The following is a 19,435-nucleotide window of genomic DNA, read 5'->3' on the forward strand; positions in this document are numbered from 1 at the left end:
ACAGTCCTATCAATTTTTGGGGGAGGTGCTGTAGCGCCTGCAGGAAACTCGGCGGCGCATACTAAAGCAAAGCATTGTATTTTAAGGCAATTCGCTATTTCTCACAAATCCCGCTTATATACAATACGTATAAGCAAATTCATTTTTTGGCAGCGCCGTTGCCGCGCAGAGCGGGCAGTTCAGCGACTATCCGGGACGTTGCCATGAAGAACGCGGCAAGAACGCGACAGTCGCCCAACGCGGCAAAGAGCAGGGCGGGGCTGTGCTGGCTTGCCGTGTGGTGTTTTTGTTTTACTCAAATCAAGATCGGCACAAATAAGTGCCGGAACACTCAGGCGCTGGCGCGTATTTGCGTCAGCAATTGCTGCCATCGTGCATTTTCAGCGCTGCCATCCTCGGCAAACGTGATGGTGCGCCGCGCGGTGGGCGCATCGACGGTGATCTGCCAGCGGGGAATATCGGCGCCCACCTGCTCAACCGTGGCCTGCGGCTGCGTGAAAAAGCCGCTGCTGGCCAGTGCCGCTTCCAGCCTGGGGCCAGCGGGATGGGCTTGCGTATCGATCTCATACTGTTCGCTCAGGCCGGCAAAGCCGCCGCTGCTGCGGGCTGAAATTTTCATGCTGCTCCTTGCTGTTGTGGGTGGTGTGGGCCGCGCCATGGCCTGCCGCTGGTGCGGCTGGCCTGAAGCGGACGTGCCGGTGCGCTGCCTTGTATGGGACTGTTTACCGGGGACCGTAACTGCGGCACCAGGCGGCCAGCGCTTCGCGCTCCGCTTCGAGCAACTGGTCCGATTCGCTGTATTCCGCATGGTTCATGGTACCGCAGCAGGCGCGCCGGTCTTGCACGGCGCCGTCTTCGTCGACGACATCGGGGGCAAACGTCATTTGCCCCTCCTCCGTCATGGCATTGGCCTTGAGCACTTCGCGCACGGTAAAGCTGTTGCGGATGAAGTCCAGGTAGGCGCCATTGCCATCGGCTTGGGCGATCGTCAGCATGTGGCCGGCCACGTCGGCATAGGTGGCGGCCTGGTCGGGCGATGCCACCAGCGCGCGCAGGACCAGGCTGCGCAGGTAGTCGCCGCAGCGGTGCAGAACCGCCGCATCGTCTTCCAGCTGGGGCTGGCGTTCGTGGGCAAAGATGTCGGCCAGGATGTCGTAGATGGCGCCCGTAAACACTTGCGAGATGGCGTGCACTTCCGTGCCCGCTTCGGACAATTTGATGTCATTGTCGGCATTGCGCAATCCGTTTGGCCGGCCCAGCGCCAAGCCGAACTGCTCGGCCAGGTCGGCCAGGAAGGTCTTGTCGTGCAGGTCGGACTTGGTTTGCGCGATCACCGCTTCCACCTGGTCCAGCTGCGACAGGGCCAGGAAGATGGCCGTCAGGTCGCCGAACGATTCGTGCAAGCCGCCCGTTTGCGGCGGATTGTTGCTGAGCAGCCAATTCGGTTTGAGGCCATCGAGCACGGCGTGCCCCGTTTCATGCGAGACGATGTCGAGCGAGCGGCAGGTGTAGACGCGCTCGGTGGCGCCGCTGGGGATGAAGTCGCCGAACTTGAGTGCCTTGTCGCTGCGGCTGTAATACGCATTCATGACGTTGGGCAAGCCATGCGGGAACACGCGCAGCGGTGCCGTATTGCTGGCGCTGTTCCATTGCCAGGGCAGGGGCGGCGCCGTGTCGTTGCTGGCCAGCGCGCGCTGGTACATGGTGAGCGTCATGCGCACGATGGCAAACGTGTGCACGGCGTCGAACTGGTCGGTGTTGGGCGAGACGATGAAGTCGCCGAAGGCATTCGGGCTGACCTGCGCGATGCCCGGCTCGCCAAAGGTGATGCGCGCGTCGCGCGGGCCTTGCAGGATCAGGCCGGGCAGGAAGCTCTTGCGCGTGCCCAGTTCGCTGACGGACGGATCTTGCTTCCAGATCAGCACGCGCGAGCCGACGGGTACGGCGGCCAGGTTGCGCACCGTTGCCTCCGTCAGGCGTGGCGGGCCCGGCTGCAAGGTCAGTTGCGCATTCTTGCGGTGCTGGCGGTATGGCGCCGAGGGGGTAGGGACATAGCCGACGGGCAGGGACACGCATTTGGTCAGTACGGCTTCGACCGGCACGATGACTTTCTGGTCCATGGTGGTTCTCCAAGACACGCGCAACTGGAACTGGAATAGTCGTCCCGCTGCGGCGCGTCCGGTTTGATTCCGCGCAAACGATGCGCGGGAAGGACGGGCTTTTTTGGCCGTCCGGCGCCCGCTGCGGCCGTGCCTGCCGCATGGCGGCTGGTATGATGCTGGCCGTATTGCCCCCGTTTTTATAATAAAAGGATCGTTTGATGGCGGATATAAATATAGTTCAGCAACATAAGCTGACAGCAGCAAAGGCGCGCGAAGCGGCGCAGCAAGTGGCCGACAAGCTGGCCCAGGAATATGACCTGGCGTGTGCCTGGGATGGCGATGTGCTGCGTTTCGAGCGCAGCGGCGTCGATGGTTCGCTGACCCTGGAAAAAGAGCAGGCGCAACTGCAAATCAAGCTGGGTTTCATGCTTAGCACCTTCGCCTCCACGATTGAAGGCAAGATCGCCGAGAAAATGCGCAAGGTGTTTACCGAAGCAGTTTGATGGCGTTTCACCCGCTTGTCTGGCGCCCTGTTTGGTGCTAGGGAGCGTGTCGCGGCGATGGGCGAAAAGACGATGAAAACGCATCTCTTTTCGCCTTTTTTACGTCTGACTGTACGCTGGCGAACATTGCTAGCACATTTCTATTTGGAAAGCCATTGGACTTTGATGGCTTTTTGCGTTATACTTGAGTCATATTTACAACAGATACACCGCGTTTCACCTTCTGCTTCGCAGTACTCTCCGCTCGCTGAGTGGTGAATAATTCTTCGGGTTTTACACCCGCATCCAGTTAAAAAGTAGCTTGGTCGATTTTTTTTCGGTCAAATACATTTGGTGCCATGTATTTGCATGGCGCTAGCGTTGTTAAAAGTCCTGAACCACAGCCTCTTTTAGCACGCACACGGCACCCCGGCACCGGCTTTGGCCATCCGCTGGTCACACGCGTGTCACCCCCTGTTTCCTGTCGCTCCCGTGCGCATTGCGCGCCGTGGCGTAGCCGACGCAACAGGGTTTGCTGATTCCCGCCGCAAGCTGGCAGCTTGCTGGGTTTCAATCCATTCGTCAAATCGAGGGAGAACCACATCGTGGCAAAACAAATCATTATCGACCATGTGTTCAAAGTGTTCGGCGACAAGCCAGAAGAAGCACTTGAACTCGTCCGTCAGGGCGCCAGCAAGCAGGACATCCTGGCCAAGACCGACTGCACCATCGGCGTCTTCGACGCCACCTTTACCATTGAAGCAGGCGAGATTTTCGTCATCATGGGCCTGTCCGGTTCGGGCAAGTCGACCCTGGTGCGCATGCTGAACCGCCTGATCGAGCCGACCGCCGGCCGCATCCTGATCGACGGCAACGACATCAATACCTTGCCGGACGCCCAGCTGCGTGCCCTGCGCCGCAAGGACATCAGCATGGTGTTCCAGTCGTTCGCGCTGCTGCCGCAAATTACCGTGCTCGACAACACAGCCTTCGGCATGGAACTGGCCGGCATGCCCAAGGCCGAGCGCCATGCGCTGGCCCAGCAAGCGCTGGAGCAGGTGGGGCTGGACGGCTACGGCGCCAGCTATCCCGACGAATTGTCGGGCGGCATGCAGCAGCGCGTGGGCCTGGCCCGTGCGCTGGCGTGCGATCCGTCGATCCTGCTGATGGACGAGGCGTTTTCCGCGCTCGACCCGATTATCCGTACGGAAATGCAATCGGAACTGCTGCGTTTGCAGCAGATCAAGCGCCGCACCATCGTCTTCATTTCGCATGACCTCGACGAAGCCATGCGCATTGGCGACCGCGTTGCCATCATGAAAGACGGCCACGTTGTGCAAGTGGGCACGCCGGAGGAAATCCTGCGCAAGCCTGCCAACGACTATGTGCGCAACTTCGTGCGCGGCGTCGATGCGGCGGCCGTGTTCAAGGCCAGCGATATTGCCCGCAAGAGCCAGATCGTCGTGTCCGAGTCGCCCAGCCGCGGTTCGCGCGCCGCGCTGTCGATGCTGGAAGAGCAGGATCGCGCGTTTGCCTATGTCGTCAATCCGCAGCGCAAGTTCCTCGGCGTCGTCTCGGCCGATTCACTGCGCAGTGCGCTCGACGGCCACGTGGGTCCGCTGGGCCTGGCGCATGCCTACCTGCCCGACGTGCAGACCATCGATGCAGACGAGCCCGTCGCCGGCCTGTTCGGCCAGGTGGCGCAACTGCCTTACGCCGTCCCTGTGGTGGCCAATGACGGCAGCTTCCGCGGCGCCATCAGCAAGACGACCTTGCTGAAGTTCCTCGACCGCGACACGCCAGCCATTGCCGAACAACAACAGAAAGGACAAGCATGAACCCAAGCACTGTTACCACCGTAGAACCTGTTGTTGAACAGGCCGCCCAGATCAATCCCTGGGCGCTGACGCCGCCCACCGATGCCAGCACCGCGTGGCTGGACGCCGCGGCGCCCGCCGTGCAGCCGGAACATGCGGCCGGCTTTCACCTGACGCAGATTTTCGACGGCTCGCTGCCGCTGGAAAGCTGGATCAACCAGGGCCTGGGCTGGGTCGTCGCGCATTTCCGCCCCTTCTTCCAGGCCGTGCGCGCGCCGATCGACAGCGTGCTGTCGGGCGTGGAAGGCGTGCTGCTGGCCGCTCCGTCGCTGACGGTGATCGCCATCATCGGCTTGCTGGCGTGGCAATTCACGAGCCGCACCCTGGCCATCGGCACCGTGCTGGCGCTGCTGGTGGTGTCGATGCTGGGCATCTGGCCGGAAGCCATGACCACCCTGTCGCTGGTGCTCACATCCCTGGCCTTCTGCCTGGCCATCGGTTTACCGCTCGGTATTTTCCTTGCCAGCAGCGACCGCGCGCAGAATGTCCTGCGCCCCCTGCTCGACGCCATGCAGACGACGCCCGCGTTTGTTTACCTGGTGCCGGTGGTGATGCTGTTCGGTATCGGTAATGCGCCGGGCGTGATCGTGACGATCATCTTTGCCCTGCCGCCGCTGGTGCGTTTGACCAACCTCGGCATCCGCCAGGTGCGTCCCGACCTGATCGAAGCGGCCCGCGCGTATGGCGCCTCGCCGTGGCAGTTGCTGACCCGCGTGCAGTTTCCGCTGGCCATGCCGTCCATCATGGCCGGTATCAACCAGTCGCTGATGCTGTCGCTGTCGATGGTCGTGATCGCCTCGATGATCGCCGTCGGTGGCCTGGGCCAGATGGTCTTGCGCGGCATCGGCCGCCTGGACATGGGCCTGGCCACTGTGGGCGGCCTGGGTATCGTGCTGCTGGCCATCACCCTGGACCGCTTGACGCAAGCGATGGGCCAGCCACGCCGCGGCGTGCGCCACTGGTACCAGACGGGTCCTGTGGGCTGCGTGCTGCGCCTGGTGCGCGGCAACCCGGAGAAAAATAATGTTGCACAGCAAGCCACGCTGGCCAACGCACAATAAGAAAGGATTTACATGCATCAAATTGACAATTTTAAAGTGACGCAAAAATCGCAACGCAAGTTCCAGCTGTTTTCCGCCCTGGCGATCGCCGCCATGGCCCTGACCACCAGCCTGGCCATGGCGCAGGCGCCGGCCGCCACGGCTGACGCGCTGCCCGGCAAGGGCGTCAAGGTGCAGCCGCTGCAAAGCTCGATCGCGGAAGAAACCTTCCAGACCATGCTGGTCGACAAGGCGCTGGAAAAGCTCGGCTATGAAGTGCAGCCGATCAAGGAAGTGGAATATCCGACTGCGCATATCGCCATTGCCAACGGTGACGCCACCTTCATGGCCGTGCACTGGGATCCGATGCACAAGGATTTCTATAACAATGCGGGCGGCGACGCCAAGCTGTTGCGCACGGGCCAGTATGCGGGTCCCGCCGCGCAAGGTTATCTGATCGACAAGGCGACTGCGGAGAAGTACAACATCACGAATATCGACCAGTTGCGCGATCCCACCTTGGCCAAGCTGTTCGACCATGATGGCGATGGCAAGGCTGACTTGACGGGCTGCAATCCCGGCTGGGGCTGCGAAGCGCTGATCGAGAACCATATGGATGCGTACAAATTGCGCGAGACGGTGACGCACGTGCAGGGCAGCTATGCGGCCCTGATCGCCGATACCCTGGGCCGCTACAAGCGTGGCGAACCGATTTTGTACTACACGTGGACGCCGTACTGGGTCAGCGGCGTGCTGGTGCCGGGCAAGGACGTGGTCTGGCTGAAAGTGCCGTTCTCGGCCAATCCGGACAAGGTGAATACCCGCCTCGACGATGGCAGCGATTACGGTTTTGCCGTCAACACGGCGCGTATCGTGTCCAACAAGGAATGGGCGCGGAAGAATCCGGCCGCAGCCAAGCTGTTCGAGGTGATGCAATTGCCCGTGGCGGACATCAATGCGCAAAACGAGCGCATGCGCCGCGGCGAAAACACGCAAGCCGATATCGCGCGCCATACGGCCGGCTGGATCAAGTACCACCAGCAAACGTTTGACGGCTGGATCGCGCAAGCGCTGGCGGCGGCCAAGAAGTAAGTATTGACGCTGTTTCAGCATGAAAAAGTGGCTACCGTTTTGGTAGCCACTTTTGCGTTAACACGCTGTTTGCGTGGTTTTTGGTGAGTTTTTAGCCGTTTTCGGCCAGTTTCAGGTGCAAAATGGGGAAAGGCTTGCCGAACGGATCGAGTGCGGAACGGCTTTCCTCGATAAAGCCCAGGTGGCGGTAAAAGCCATGCGCCTGGATGTTGTGCTCGTTGACGTCGACGGCGGCCGCGTGCAGAAGGGCGATGGCGTGCTGGACCAATGCGCGGCCGGCGCCGCTGCCGCGCTGATCGGGATGCACGAACAGCATTTCGATCTTGGCATGCTCGACGCACAGGAAGGCGTAAGCGGTGCCATCGGCATCGCGCAGCACGTGCAGCAGGCCTTCGGCGGCCACCCTGTCCAGCTCATCGCGCACGTAGGGACAGAGGAAGTCGATATCGCTGTCGGTGAGAAAATCGTGGGTGGCGCGGACGGACAGGTGCCAGACGTCGAACAGACGGGGCAGGTCGGCGGCATGGGCCAGGGAAATCGGTGATGGGGTCATACGGAAATAATAACATTGCCCCGGGCTGTGCCGGGGCAGGGGGATGATCAGTCCTTCAAATCTTCGATCAGGTCGATGTATTGCTGTTGCGCCTCTTCCTTCGAGGTGCCGGCCAGGGTCGCCCAGGCATCGAACTTGGCGCGGTTGACGAAGTCGGTCATGCCAGGACGCTCGCCCGTGGCATCGCCGCTCGACGCTTGCTTGAACAAGGCGTAGATTTTCAACAAGGTCATATTGTCCGGACGCTCGGACAGGGTCTTGGAATCGAGCTGCGCTTGGTCGAATTGCTCTTGTAAACTCATGATGGCTCCTGTGTACTGATGGAATCGCTGGAAAAGTGCGGCAGGCCCGGCGGAGTGGCCACCGTGCGTGCTGCAGTGCCTGACATCATAGTGAAAAAAGCGCGCCGTGCATTAGAGGACACATTCAAAACAAAAGCGCCGCCGCTGCATCGACAGGGGCGGCGCCTGGCGCAATCGTTGGATCGCGGCCTGCTCAGTTCTTATACGCCCAGCAGTTCGACGTCGAAAATCAGGGTGGCGTTCGGTGGAATCACGCCGCCGGCGCCGCGGGCGCCATAGCCCAGTGCCGCCGGGATGATCAGCTGGCGCTTGCCGCCCACTTTCATGCCTTGCACGCCTTCGTCCCAGCCCTGGATGACGCGGCCTGCGCCCAGCGGGAATTCGAATGGATCGTTGCGGTCCTTGCTCGAGTCAAATTTCGAACCGGCGCTGCCGTCGTCGTTTTGCAGCCAGCCCGTGTAATGTACAACAACGTTGTTGCCGGCTTGCGCTTCGGCGCCTTCGCCAACGACGGTATCGATGTATTGCAGGCCGGAAGCAGTAGTGGTGGTGGTCATGATAATCCTTGTGTAGGCGATGAAAGCTTCAGATTGTAGAGCAATGAGTTGCAAAGCGCCATTCCAGGCCCGCTGCAGGGAAAATGGGGAAGTTACGGCGATGTGTGGCCGCCGCTCGCATTTAAGGGGGGATTTCACACAATAAATACGGTGTTCCACGTAAAATGCATGTTTTGTATTTAACAGTGATTTCTTCCATGTTCCGCAGTCTACGCCGCCTTGTTTTTTCCTCGCTGTGCCTGGTTTCCGCAATATCGACGGCGCAAGCCGAAGTGGTGGTGGTACTCAATTCCCGTGATGCTACGGTGCAACTGCTGGACCAGAAAACCTACGCCCCCCTGTCCACCTTTGCCGTCGGCAAGGAACCGCACCATCTGATGGAGACGCCGGACGGCAAGTCGCTGATCGTCGCCAGTTCCGTCGGCAACGAGCTGATTTTCCTCGATCCCGTGTCGGGCCAGATCCAGCGCCGCATCAGCAACATCCTCGACCCGTACCAGATCGGCTTTTCGCCGGACCAGAAGTGGTTCATCTCGAACTCGCTGCGCCTGGACCGCATCGACCTGTACCGCTACGACGGCAAGAACCTGACCCTGGCCAAGCGCATCGCGCTGCCGAAGTTGCCCAGCCACATGGCCTTCACGGCCGACAGCACCATGGCCTTCATCACGCAGCAGGGCAGCAACCAGGTCAGTGCCATCGACCTGGCCACGCAGACGGTGAAGTGGACCATGCCTGTCGGCCCGGCGCCGGCCGGCATCACGATGACGCCTGATGGCAAACATTTGCTGGTCGGCATCATGGGCAGCGATTACGTGGAAGTCATCGACTGGCGCACGCAAAAGACCGTCAAGCGCATCAAGGCGGGTGCCGGCACGCATAACTTCCGCGCGCTCGGCGACAACCGCATGACGTTTGTCTCGAACCGCGTGTCGAACACGATCAACATCATCGACCAGCAAACGCTGGAAAACGTGGGCACCATCAATGTGCCCGGTGGCCCCGATTGCATGGAAATCACGCCCGATGGCAAGACCATGTGGGTCACCCTGCGCTGGATCAAGAAAGTGGCCGTGATCGATCTGACGACGCGCAAGGTCATCAAGACGATACCGGTGGGCCGCTCGCCCCATGGCGTGTATTTCGCCACGCACTCGCCGCGCATGTGATGGTGGTGTGATGACGAAACGCTTCACTTTCGCGGGCCACATGCCCGCCATGCTGTTGTGCGCCAGCGCCATGGCATCGCCCGCGCAGGCTGCCACGCCTGCTGCCGCAGCTGTTGCCCCGGCCGCCCCGGCCGCATCGTCGGCCCCCGCCGCTCCGGCCGCCTGCAAGGGTACGATCTACATGACGTTCGACACGGGCAGCCAGTCGCAAGCGCAACTGATCGCCGACGTGCTGAACAAGCGCCGTGTGAAGGCCACCTTCTTCCTGGCGAATGAAAAAACCACGCGTGGCGACTATTCGCTCGATCCGTCCTGGGCGCCATATTGGAAAGCCCGGGTCGCCGAAGGCCATGCATTCGGCACGCATACGTTTGACCACGTGTATTGGAAGAAGGATCTGGCCAATGGCTTGATCCAGGTCAAGCCTCAGTTCGGCAAGGATGGCGGCAAGCTGGCCTCCTTCACCGATAAACAGTTTTGCGAAGAATTGCGCCGTGTCGATACGCGCTTCCAGGAACTGACTGGGCGCAAGCTCGACCCGTTCTGGCGCGCGCCGGGCGGCTACACGTCGCCGCGCACCCTGGCGGCCGGCAGCGCCTGCGGCTACCAGCACGCGGGCTGGGCGCCGGCCGGGTATTCCGGCGATGAACTGCCGAGCGACAAGTATCCAAACGCCATGCTGCTGAAAAAAGCCCTGGCGAACTTGCGCAGCGGCGATATCTTCATTGCACACATGGGCATCTGGTCGCGCAAGGAGCCGTGGGCGCCCGCCAACCTGGACGCCTTGATTTCCGGCCTGCAAGACAAGGGTTTCTGTTTTGCCACCCTGCGCGCGCATCCTGACTACGCGCAGAAGAAGGGCCAGCCATGATCGCCGCCGACATCGTCAGCTTCGTCACCCCCGTCATCGACGCCGTGGTCGACGCCTTTGGCGTGGCGCAAGGCTGGCTGTTCCAGACCATCGTCAATCCGCTCGTCTATCACCTGGGCTTTGGCGAATTCACGGAAGAAGCGTTCGAGGGCACGGAATGGCTGCTGATCGGCCTGTGCGAACTGGTGCTGCTGTTTCTCGTGCTGCGCCCGCTCGAAGCCTTGATTCCCGCGCAAAAGATCACCGACCCGCGCGCCCGCTGGAACGACTTCATCTACACGGTGCTGCACCGCGTCGGCCTGTTTTCCGTGCTGGTCTTCTTCACGCTCGATCCGCTGATGGATGCCTTGGCGGGCGCCTTGCGTTTTGACAATATTCATCCCTTGAACCTGGAATCGCTGTTGCCCGGCATCACGCCCTTGCTCAGTTTTATCATTTATTTTGTGGTACTGGACTTCGTCGACTATTGCTACCACCGGGCCTCGCACCATTTCGGCTGGTGGTGGGGCTTGCACAGCCTGCATCACAGCCAGCAAAACATGAACTTGTGGAGCGATGACCGTAATCACTTGCTCGACGACTTTTTGCGCGATGTGGTGATGGCGCTGGTGGCGCTCGGCATCGGCGTGCCGCCGGGCCAGTACGTGCTGCTGGTGTCGATTTCGCGCATTCTGCAAAGCTTGCAGCATGCGAATGTGAGGATACACTTCGGCCGCATCGGCGAGCGGCTGCTGATCTCGCCCCGTTTCCACCGCACGCATCACGCGATCGGCGTAGGGCACGAGTCGAAAGGCAAGGGCAGCATGGGTGGCTGCAACTTCGGCGTAGTGTTGCCGATTTGGGATATGCTGCTGGGCACCGCGAATTTCTCGGCCGCTTATGCGCGCACGGGCGTGCGCGACCAGCTGGCCCGCATCGACAGCCAGGGCGTGGGCCGGCCCGGACGCAACTATGGCCGCGGCTTCTGGCAGCAGCAATGGCTGGGCCTGCGCCGCATGGTGGAATTTGCAAGATTTAAACGAAAAGGACGCCGTTGATGCGCAATGTGTTGAATTCGTATGGCCGTGCTTTCCTGTCGCAATTGCACGGCAGGATATTGCTGCTCAGCATAGCGCCGTTCATCCTGTCGCTGATCCTGTGGGGCGCGCTGCTGTATGTGGGCCTGCAGCCGCTGATCGACAGCCTGCATGCGCTGTTTACGCAATATGACTTCTTCCGTACCAGCGGCCAGGTGCTGGCTACCTTCGGCCTGGGCGTGCTGAAAGCCGTCATCGTGCCCCTGATCGCCATGTTCATGCTGCTGCCGCTGATGATCTTGACGGCGCTGATCTTCATGGGCCTGTTCGCCATGCCGGCCATCGGCCGCCATATCGGCGGGCGGCACTTTCCGCAGCTGGACAAGAAGCATGGCGGCAGTCTGCTGGGCAGCGTCGCCACTTCGCTGGCCACATTCTTGCTGTTCATCATCGTATGGGTGCTCATGCTGCCCCTGTACGCGTTTCCGCCGGCCGCATTGGCGGGGCAAGCCGTGCTGTGGGGCTGGCTGACCTACCGCGTGATGGCGTATGACGCCATGGCCGACTATGCCAGCGCGGACGAGCGCCACGCCATCATGCGCACGCAGCGCTGGCCGCTGCTGGCCATCGGCATGGTCTCCGGCGCGGCCGGCGCCGTGCCGGGCATGCTGTGGATGGGCGGCGTGATGTCGGTGGTGTTCTTCCCCTTCCTGGCGGCGTTCGCCATCTGGCTGTATGTGCTGATCTTTATCTTTACGGGTCTGTGGTTCCAGTATTACTGCCTGGAAGCATTGGCGCGTTTGCGGGGCGTACGCGGCATGACCGACGTGGCGCCGGCGGACGCCTGACCATTTTTATTGCATTCTACGAGGGAGCTTCATGGCTATCGGATTGATCATCATCGGCGACGAAATCCTGTCGGGCAAGCGTACGGACCAGCATTTCCCGAAAGTGGTGCAAATGCTCAAGCAGCGCGGCTTGCAGCTGAGCTGGGCGGAATATGTGGGCGACGAGCCGGCCCGCCTGGTCGCCTTGCTCAAGCGCAGCTTTGCCAGCGGCGACATCGTCTTCAGCTTTGGCGGCATCGGCGCCACGCCCGACGACCATACGCGCCAGGCGGCGGCCGATGCGCTGGGCTTGCCGCTGGTGCTGCATCCGCAGGGCAAGCTCAATATCGAGCAACGGATCACGGAAATGGGCGAGGAGGCGGGCGTGCCTGCCGATTTGAACTCGCCGGAAAACCTGCACCGCCTGAAAATGGCGGAATTTGTCGAAGGCGCCGAGCTGATACCGAATCCGTACAACAAGATCGCCGGCTTTGCCGTGCGCGAGCATTATTTCGTGCCCGGCTTTCCCGTCATGTCCTGGCCCATGATCGAGTGGGTGCTTGACACGCATTACGCCCATCTGTTCAACCAGGTGCCGCATGCGGAACATGCCTTGCTCGTGTACGAAACGGCCGAATCGCTGCTGACGCCGCTGATGGTGCGCCTGGAAGCGGAGTTTCCGTTAATCAAGGTGTTCAGTCTGCCCAGCGTGGGCGATGCGCAGACGCGCCGGCATATCGAACTGGGCGTCAAGGGCGAGCCCGCGCAGGCGGCAACCGCCTTTGCCGAGATGTGCGCCGCCCTCGATACCTTGCAGGCGGAATACACCACCATCTGACATGCCGCCAGCCCGGCGCCAGCGGCATTTTCGCTGGCGTCCAGCCCGCCGTGCATCTTGGAGCCTATCCCAGCAGGGGATATATTCATCTACTGGGATAGGCTCTTAGTACGCAAGCGTACATTCCAAGACGTTGTTTTTTTGCGAAAATCTTCAATGAAGCAAGATTTTTGTGTGCGCTCGTCAGTCGTTCTCATGCCGATGTGGTGGAATGGTGAACAGGGGCCTTGCGTGTCGCGCGCGGGGTCGCCTGCCTGTGCAGTAGCGTGTTTTTTTGATTCACCGGTATGGACATCATGTTAAGCAAGCTTTGTTGTGACCGGCTCTTGCCGGCCCTCGTCTTATCCTGCGCGGAGCGGCATCGCTGCCGCCTTTTCCGCGCCGTCCAAAACCAACCTTACCCCAGCATCCCATGAAAGACACAGGCGTCAATCTGGCCGCGCAAGAGCGGCCCCCCTCTGATCCAGCGCCCGAGGCGCCGCCGCCGGCGAGTCCGCCGAAGAAGCGCCGCTCGCGCATCTGGCCGATCTTTGCCATCATCGTGCTGGCGCTGATCGCCGGCGTGGCCTGGTTCGTCATGCGCGAAGTGCGCACCTCGGCCCTGCAGGCCGAATTCTTCACGCGCCTGGACCGCCAGCTGACGTACAAGGTCGAGCCTGGCCCGGCGCCTGCGGGCGCCATCCGCTATCCGCAGCACGGCCCGTATGACGAGCGGCTCGGCTATGCCAGCCTGCCCGATTTTATTGGCAAGCTGAATGCGCGCGACTATGCCGTCACGGCGCAGGCGCGCATGTCGCCGAAAATGGTGCAACTGGTCGATCGCGGCATCTTTGCCACGTATCACGAGAAAAATCGCGCTGGCCTGTCCATTCTTGATTGCCGTGCCGCACCGTTGTTCGCGGCCAGCTATCCCGAGCGCATGTTCGACGGTTTTGCCGAAGCGCCGCCCGCGCTCGTGCAAAGCCTGCTGTTCATCGAAAACCGCGAATTGCTCGACCCGGGCACGCCCCAGCGTAACCCGGCCGTGGAATGGGACCGCCTGAGCAAGGCGATCCTCGACAAGGCGCTGAACCTGTTCGGCGGCCACCGCGGTGGCGGCGGCAGCACGCTGGCCACGCAGATCGAAAAATACCGGCATTCGGAAGACGGGCGCACCAGTTCCATGCAAGATAAATTGCTGCAGATGATTTCGGCCAGCCTGCGCTCCTACCAGGATGGCGAAAACACCATGGAAGCGCGGCGCAAGATCGTCGTCAATTACCTGAACACCGTGCCGCTGTCGGCAAAGAGCGGCTTTGGCGAAGTCAACGGCATCGGCGACGGCATGTGGGTCTGGTATGGCCGTCCGTTTGCCGAAGTGAAAACCTTGCTTAGCGGAAAAATGGACCAGCCAGGCAGCGCGCTGGCCTACAAGCAGGCGCTGAGCCTGCTGATCGCACAGCGTCGTCCTTCCCATTATCTGGTGGCCGGCGGCGCCGACCTGGAAGTGCTGACCAACAGCCATCTGCGCCTGCTGGCGCAGGCGGGCGTGATTTCGCCGCAGCTGCGCGATGCGGCCATCGCCGAGAAGCTGCGTCCGTCGACGGCGTCCGGCGTGCAATCGGAAGCATCGACCTCGTTCGTCACGCGCAAGGCGTCGAATGCCGTGCGCAACCACCTGGCCACCATGCTCGGCGATCCGCGCTTGTACAACCTCGACCGCCTGGACCTGAAAGTGGTCAGCACGCTCGATGCGCAGGCGCAAAACGCCGTCACCAAGGTCTTGCGCGAGCTGCGCGACCCGGAAGTGGCGAAAGCGGCCGGCCTGACGGGCAAGGGCATGCTGGGCAATGGCGACCCGGCCAACGTGGTCTACAGTTTTACCTTGCTGCAAAAGGGCGAGCAGGCCAACTTGCTGCGCGTGCAAACGGATAACTTCGACCAGCCGCTCGACATCAACGAGGGCGCCAAGCTGGACTTGGGTTCCACGGCCAAGCTGCGCACCCTGGTCACGTATCTGGACATCATCGACCAGCTGCACCAGCGCTACAGCGGCATGGGCGCGGCCGAGCTGGGCAAGATTGCCGTCGATCCGAAGGACATGCTGTCGCAGTGGGCGATTGCCTATCTGAAACCGCTGCCGCTGGGCGAGGCGCGCAACCTGCCGGCCATGCTGGCGGCCGCCATGGAACGCAAATATTCGGGCAACCCGGGCGAAGGCTTCTTCACGGGCGGCGGTTTGCACCATTTCGGCAACTTCTCCAAGCTCGACGACAGCCGCATCATGACGGTGCAGCAGGCGTTGCGCCAGTCGACCAACCTGGTCTTCGTGCGCCTGATGCGCGACGTGGCCCGCTACTACATGTTCTCGCGCCCCGATTCCTCGGCCTCGCTGCTGGCGGACGCGGACGATCCGCGCCGCGCGCAATACCTGAGCCGCTTTGCCGACAAGGAAGGGCGCGAATTCCTGCACCGTTTCTACCAGAAGTACCGCGGCAAGAGCGTCGACGAGCAGGAAAAGATTTTATTGGCCAGCATCCGCCCGACGCCCGTGCGTCTGGCGAATATCTTCCGCACCATCAATCCCAAGGGCACGGTGGCGGAATTCGGCGATTTCCTCAATGCCAACTTGCCGTCGCAAAACGAAGTGCCGCCCGAGCGCATCGCCAAGATGTACCAGCAGTACGCGATGGAAAACTGGTCGCTGGCCGACCGCGGCTATCTTGCCAATGTGCATCCCTTGGAATTGTGGATGGTGGCATACCTGCGTCAGCACGAAGGTTCCACCCTGACGCAGATGGTGGCGGCCAGCGAAAAGGAACGCCAGGAAGTGTATAAATGGCTGTTCAACACGCACCGCAAGCATGCGCAGGACCGCCGCATCGCCAACTTGCTGGAAGTGGAAGGCTTCCTGGAAATCCACCGCCAGTGGAAGAAAATGGGCTATCCGTTCGACTCGCTGGTGCCGTCGTATGCGACCACCCTGGGCGCGTCGGCTGACCGGCCCGCCGCGCTGGCCGAATTGATGGGCATCATCATCAACGATGGCGTGCGCAAGCCGAGCGTGCGCATCGATTCCATGCATTTCGCCGCCAACACGCCGTACGACACCCTGGTCAAGCGGGGCACGAAAGTGGAAGCCGAGCAAGTGTTGTCGCCGGACGTGGCGAAAGCGGTGGCCAAGGCCATCCGCGAAGTGGTGTCGGACGGCACGGCGAAACGGGCGAAGACGGCGTTTGTCGGCGCCGACGGCGTGCCGATCCCGATGGGCGGCAAAACCGGGACGGGCGACCAGCGTTTCGACGTGTATGGCGCCGGCGGCCGCCTGATCGAGTCGCGCTATGTGAACCGTTCGGCCACCTTCGTGTTCAATATCGGCGAGCGCTTCTATGGCAGCATGACGGCGTATGTGCGCGGGCCGGAATCGAAAAACTATGATTTCACTAGCGCCTTGCCGGTGCAACTGCTGGTGTCGCTGGCGCCGAGTTTGATGCCGCTGATCGAGCCGCCCGCACCGGCCGAGGGCGTGGCGAAACAGTGCACGAATTAAGGTGTTGTGGCACATGAAAGCCGGCCTTCACGGGCCGGTTTTTTTTTGAGGGAGTGCAATTGGAAAAGACGCAGCAGATTTTTCAGCAATATCACCGCTTTGACGATGGCGCGCTTGTGTCGATTGAGCAGCGGTATCAGCCCGGCGGCGTGCAGGCCGTGCGCATCGTTTTGTACGCAAGAAATCATGCGCTTGATGGCAATGTCTGGCGCAACGTCGCCATCACCGTGGGCGAGGTGCGGGAATTGATGATGAAGACGCCGGGCAACTTCATCAACCGCATCTGCTGCGGCGTGAAGCTGCTGCGTTTCGGCGACGTCTGGTGCGTCGATGTCGACGGCACCTACACGCACGACGATCCGGCGACCCTGGACGAGGTGCGCCGCGATGGCGATTGCTATGTCATCGGCGGCACGGTCGAGGCCATCGAACTCGATTAGCCGGCAAACGCGGCCGTCTTGTCTTCCAGGCGCGCGTGATAGGCGGCAATGGCCGGATACGCTGGACGTTGCATCGGCGCCATCAGCCAGCGCTTGACGGACAGGCCCAGCACGATATCAGCCAAGGTGAACGTTTCGCCGCAGACATAGGCGCCCGTGCGCTGCAGTTGTTGCTCCAGCACGCCCATCATCTTGTTCCATCCGGCGATGCCGGCCGCCAGTTGCGCCGCATCCTGGTGCGCGGGGCTCTGGCGCACCAGCGACATGAAGGCGTAGCGCCAGCTGTTGTTCAGGTCGCCCATTTGCCAATCCATCCATTTTTCCACTTCCGCGCGGGCGCGGGCCGTGCTTGGCAGCAAGTCGTCGCGGCCCGCCTGCGCGCACAGGTAGCGGCAGATCGTGTTCGATTCCCACAGCACCAGGTCGCCGTCAACCAGCACGGGCACCATGGCGTTCGGGTTCAGGGCCAGGAAGGCCGGGTCGTCGGTGGCTTTAAAGCCACTGCCCCAGTCTTCGCGCTCGTACGGCAGGTCGAGTTCCTCGCAGGTCCACAAGACTTTGCGGACATTGATCGAGGCGGCTTTTCCAAGAATTTTCAGCATGCGGGGCTCCAGAGGGCAGGTGGTCGATCCATCACTGTAGCGGATTTGGCCACGCCGCGCATGTGAAAGTGCCTTGCATAGTTGAGGTTTTCTTGGCATCGTAGCCACCCATGAAACCTATGCGCCACCACATGTCCAAAATCCTCGCGTTCAGCCGCTTTTCCGTGCGCGATTTCCTCGCCACCGCTGGTCCCACCTTGTTGCTGGTCGGCGCGTTTTGCGCGCTCGCCTACTGGCTGGTCGACCCGGCGCCGCCGCGCCAGGTGAGTTTGTCGACGGGACAGGACAATAGCGCGTATGAAGAGTTCGGCAAGAAATACGCGGCCACCCTGGCCAAGCACGGCATCAAAGTGACCTTGCAGCCATCGCTGGGTTCGCAGGAAAACCTGCAGCGCCTGAATAACGGCAAGACCGATATCGCCTTCGTGCAAAGCGGTTCGACGGAACACGCCGATGCCGAGCGCCATGGCTTGATTTCCCTGGGCAGCCTGTTTACGGAACCCGTGTGGCTGTTCCTGCGCGAAGACAAGGAGGTGAAGGAACTGACGCAATTGAAGGGCATGAAGATCAACCTGGGGCCGGAAGGCACGGGCGTGCCCAGCCTGTTCCGGCAATTGCTGTCCGTGAACGGCGTGGAAGCGAGCGAGCTGACCGTCAGTGCCTTGCAAAACACGCCCGCCACGGTGGAGCTGCTGGAAGGGCGCATCGATGGTCTCGTGTTCAGCTCGGCGCCGGAAGCGCCGCTGATCCAGATGCTGCTGCAAACGCCGGGCATCAAGCTGTTTGATTTTTCGCAAGCGGAGGCCTACACGCGACGATTACCTTTCCTCACACATGTCGTCTTGCCGCGCGGCATAGTCGACCTGGGCAAAAATATCCCGGCGCAGGATTATCATTTGATCGCGCCGACCGCCACCCTGGTCGCGCGCGAAGACCTGCATCCGGCCCTGGTCGACCTGTTCGTGCAGGCGGCGGCCCGCATCCATGGCGGCACGGGCTGGTTCCAGCAGCAGGGGCAGTTCCCGTCCGCCCGCTACACGGAAATTCCCGTGGCGCCCGAAGCGCTGAAATTCTACAAGGATGGCGCGCCCGTGCTGCAACGCTATATGAGTTTCTGGCTGGCCAATTTCTTCGACCGCATGTGGGTGCTGGTGGTGGCGCTCGGCGCCTTGATATTGCCCCTGTCGCGCGTGGTGCCGCCCCTGTACGTGTGGCGCATCCGCTCGCGCGTGTACCGCTGGTATGGCCAGCTGCGCACGGTGGAGCAGGCGCTGGAAGATGTGCCGCCAGCGCAGCGCGCGCAAGTGTATGCGGAGCAATTGAAGCGGCTCGACCAGATCGAGGAGATGGTCAACCAGATATCGATACCGCTGTCGTTTGCCGATGGCCTGTATGGCTTGCGCAGCCACATCAATTTTGTGCGCAAGCGTATATTGACCCTGATGGGCGAGCCTCCAGAGGCAGGCGAACCAGCCTGAGCGCTTAACCCGCTTAAACGAGGGTGACGGACAGCTTGCGTCCGAGCAACGCGGCGGCCCGTTCCAGCGTGGACAGCGTCACGTCGCTGCCTGGGTCGAGCAGGCGGTCGAGTTGCGAGCGGCTCGTCTGCAGCAGTGCCGCCATGCGCGTCTTCGACAGCGATTGCTCCTGCATCGCCTGCGTCAGTTGCCAGGCGATCACTTCCTTGATGGCGCGGGTTTGCGTTTGCTCGAAGATGCCTTCTTCCTTGAGGAAGTCGTCGAGACTGCTGCCGAGGTGGGGCGCGGTGGCGTTCATGTCAATTCCTTGTGGCGTTTGCGGGCCAGCGCCAGGTCGTCGTCCGGCGTGGTCCGGGTTTTCTTGATAAAGCCGTGCAGCGCCACCAGGCAATCGCCGTGATGGCAGATCAGCACGCGCGCAATGCGGTTGCCGGGCAAGCTGCTGCGAATTTTTGATAAACCTTGCCCGAGATGCCGGCACAGGGGCATGCCGACGGGCCAGCGCCATTGCGCATGCATGAGGTCTTGCCCGATCACATGGCGCTCTTCGATAGGCAAGGACTTGAGCCAGTCACGCACGGGTTCGCCGCCATTGCCATTTGCAAAGAACCGCAGGGTAATCTGCCGCAAGCCGGAAGCATCCATGACGCACCCCTATGT

Annotated in this window: 20 protein-coding genes; 12 read left to right on the plus strand and 8 right to left on the minus strand. The window is 61.5% G+C overall.

Features of this window, described 5'->3' with window-relative positions; genetic code table 11:
- Positions 1-331 precede the first annotated feature (331 nt).
- Positions 332-619 carry a protealysin inhibitor emfourin gene (locus CBW66_RS21165; RefSeq protein ID WP_086137524.1) on the minus strand — a complete coding sequence of 96 codons (288 nt, stop codon included), beginning with the start codon at positions 617-619 and terminating at the stop codon, positions 332-334.
- Between the two features lie 103 nt (positions 620-722).
- Entirely contained in the window at positions 723-2,120 is a 1,398-nt protein-coding gene (locus tag CBW66_RS21170; protein WP_086137525.1) for a hypothetical protein, read from the minus strand.
- Positions 2,121-2,320: 200 nt separating this feature from the next.
- On the opposite strand from CBW66_RS21170, the gene CBW66_RS21175 reads away from it, so the two are divergent.
- The 4 genes from CBW66_RS21175 (at position 2,321) to proX (ending at position 6,593) form a co-directional block, all read left to right on the plus strand.
- A complete protein-coding gene (locus CBW66_RS21175; protein WP_086137526.1) occupies positions 2,321-2,605 on the plus strand; it encodes a polyhydroxyalkanoic acid system family protein in 285 nt (94 codons plus the stop codon).
- Positions 2,606-3,189: 584 nt separating this feature from the next.
- On the plus strand, positions 3,190-4,422 hold the full coding sequence (gene proV, locus CBW66_RS21180) for a glycine betaine/L-proline ABC transporter ATP-binding protein ProV (RefSeq protein WP_070219346.1): 1,233 nt from the start codon (positions 3,190-3,192) through the stop codon (positions 4,420-4,422).
- Complete coding sequence (gene proW, locus CBW66_RS21185; protein WP_086137527.1) at positions 4,419-5,522, plus strand: glycine betaine/L-proline ABC transporter permease ProW; 1,104 nt, start codon at positions 4,419-4,421, stop codon at positions 5,520-5,522. The genes proV and proW overlap by 4 nt, the downstream gene beginning before the upstream one ends.
- A gap of 12 nt (positions 5,523-5,534) precedes the next feature.
- Positions 5,535-6,593: a glycine betaine/L-proline ABC transporter substrate-binding protein ProX gene (proX, locus tag CBW66_RS21190; RefSeq protein WP_139841595.1), complete on the plus strand. Its 1,059-nt coding sequence runs from the start codon at positions 5,535-5,537 to the stop codon at positions 6,591-6,593.
- Between the two features lie 91 nt (positions 6,594-6,684).
- Here proX and CBW66_RS21195 read toward each other — a convergent pair whose 3' ends face one another.
- The 3 genes from CBW66_RS21195 to CBW66_RS21205 all read right to left on the minus strand — a co-directional run bounded on the left by CBW66_RS21195 (position 6,685) and on the right by CBW66_RS21205 (position 8,005).
- Entirely contained in the window at positions 6,685-7,146 is a 462-nt protein-coding gene (locus CBW66_RS21195; RefSeq protein ID WP_086137528.1) for a GNAT family N-acetyltransferase, read from the minus strand.
- A 47-nt stretch (positions 7,147-7,193) separates the two neighbouring features.
- The gene (locus CBW66_RS21200; RefSeq protein ID WP_086137529.1) at positions 7,194-7,448 is read right to left on the minus strand and encodes an acyl-CoA-binding protein; all 255 of its coding nucleotides are present in this window, start codon (positions 7,446-7,448) and stop codon (positions 7,194-7,196) included.
- A gap of 200 nt (positions 7,449-7,648) precedes the next feature.
- Positions 7,649-8,005, minus strand: coding sequence for an FKBP-type peptidyl-prolyl cis-trans isomerase (locus CBW66_RS21205; protein WP_034760263.1), 357 nt, complete (start codon positions 8,003-8,005; stop codon positions 7,649-7,651).
- Positions 8,006-8,202: 197 nt separating this feature from the next.
- Here CBW66_RS21205 and CBW66_RS21210 point away from each other — a divergent pair, with 197 nt between their 5' ends.
- From CBW66_RS21210 to CBW66_RS21240, 7 genes are all read left to right on the plus strand, one after another.
- Positions 8,203-9,174, plus strand: a complete 972-nt coding sequence (locus CBW66_RS21210) for a cytochrome D1 domain-containing protein (protein WP_070312776.1) — start codon at positions 8,203-8,205, stop codon at positions 9,172-9,174.
- Positions 9,175-9,184: 10 nt separating this feature from the next.
- Positions 9,185-10,045 carry a polysaccharide deacetylase family protein gene (locus CBW66_RS21215; RefSeq protein WP_230492030.1) on the plus strand — a complete coding sequence of 287 codons (861 nt, stop codon included), beginning with the start codon at positions 9,185-9,187 and terminating at the stop codon, positions 10,043-10,045.
- Positions 10,042-11,082 carry a sterol desaturase family protein gene (locus CBW66_RS21220; protein WP_086137530.1) on the plus strand — a complete coding sequence of 347 codons (1,041 nt, stop codon included), beginning with the start codon at positions 10,042-10,044 and terminating at the stop codon, positions 11,080-11,082. The genes CBW66_RS21215 and CBW66_RS21220 overlap by 4 nt, the downstream gene beginning before the upstream one ends.
- Positions 11,082-11,909 carry an EI24 domain-containing protein gene (locus CBW66_RS21225; protein WP_086137531.1) on the plus strand — a complete coding sequence of 276 codons (828 nt, stop codon included), beginning with the start codon at positions 11,082-11,084 and terminating at the stop codon, positions 11,907-11,909. Before CBW66_RS21220 ends, CBW66_RS21225 begins: the two co-directional genes overlap by 1 nt.
- Before the next feature lie 31 nt (positions 11,910-11,940).
- Positions 11,941-12,726: a molybdopterin-binding protein gene (locus CBW66_RS21230; RefSeq protein WP_086137532.1), complete on the plus strand. Its 786-nt coding sequence runs from the start codon at positions 11,941-11,943 to the stop codon at positions 12,724-12,726.
- A gap of 412 nt (positions 12,727-13,138) precedes the next feature.
- Entirely contained in the window at positions 13,139-16,255 is a 3,117-nt protein-coding gene (locus CBW66_RS21235; protein ID WP_086137533.1) for a transglycosylase domain-containing protein, read from the plus strand.
- Between the two features lie 59 nt (positions 16,256-16,314).
- Positions 16,315-16,695 carry a hypothetical protein gene (locus CBW66_RS21240; protein ID WP_086142933.1) on the plus strand — a complete coding sequence of 127 codons (381 nt, stop codon included), beginning with the start codon at positions 16,315-16,317 and terminating at the stop codon, positions 16,693-16,695.
- Here the strand turns inward: CBW66_RS21240 and CBW66_RS21245 are convergent.
- A complete protein-coding gene (locus CBW66_RS21245) occupies positions 16,692-17,297 on the minus strand; it encodes a glutathione S-transferase family protein (RefSeq protein WP_086137535.1) in 606 nt (201 codons plus the stop codon). The two genes, CBW66_RS21240 and CBW66_RS21245, sit on opposite strands and share 4 nt — an antisense overlap.
- A gap of 131 nt (positions 17,298-17,428) precedes the next feature.
- Here CBW66_RS21245 and CBW66_RS21250 point away from each other — a divergent pair, with 131 nt between their 5' ends.
- Positions 17,429-18,775, plus strand: a complete 1,347-nt coding sequence (locus tag CBW66_RS21250) for a TAXI family TRAP transporter solute-binding subunit (protein ID WP_086137642.1) — start codon at positions 17,429-17,431, stop codon at positions 18,773-18,775.
- 13 nt (positions 18,776-18,788) lie between these two features.
- On the opposite strand, the gene CBW66_RS21255 is transcribed toward CBW66_RS21250, so the two are convergent.
- Both CBW66_RS21255 and CBW66_RS21260 read right to left on the minus strand, forming a co-directional pair.
- Entirely contained in the window at positions 18,789-19,073 is a 285-nt protein-coding gene (locus CBW66_RS21255) for an XRE family transcriptional regulator (RefSeq protein WP_086137536.1), read from the minus strand.
- Complete coding sequence (locus CBW66_RS21260) at positions 19,070-19,420, minus strand: type II toxin-antitoxin system RelE/ParE family toxin (RefSeq protein ID WP_086137537.1); 351 nt, start codon at positions 19,418-19,420, stop codon at positions 19,070-19,072. Before CBW66_RS21260 ends, CBW66_RS21255 begins: the two co-directional genes overlap by 4 nt.
- Positions 19,421-19,435: the final 15 nt, after the last annotated feature.

It is taken from the genome of Janthinobacterium sp. GW456P, assembly GCF_002127655.1.
In the GTDB taxonomy this organism is placed as follows: domain Bacteria; phylum Pseudomonadota; class Gammaproteobacteria; order Burkholderiales; family Burkholderiaceae_D; genus Janthinobacterium.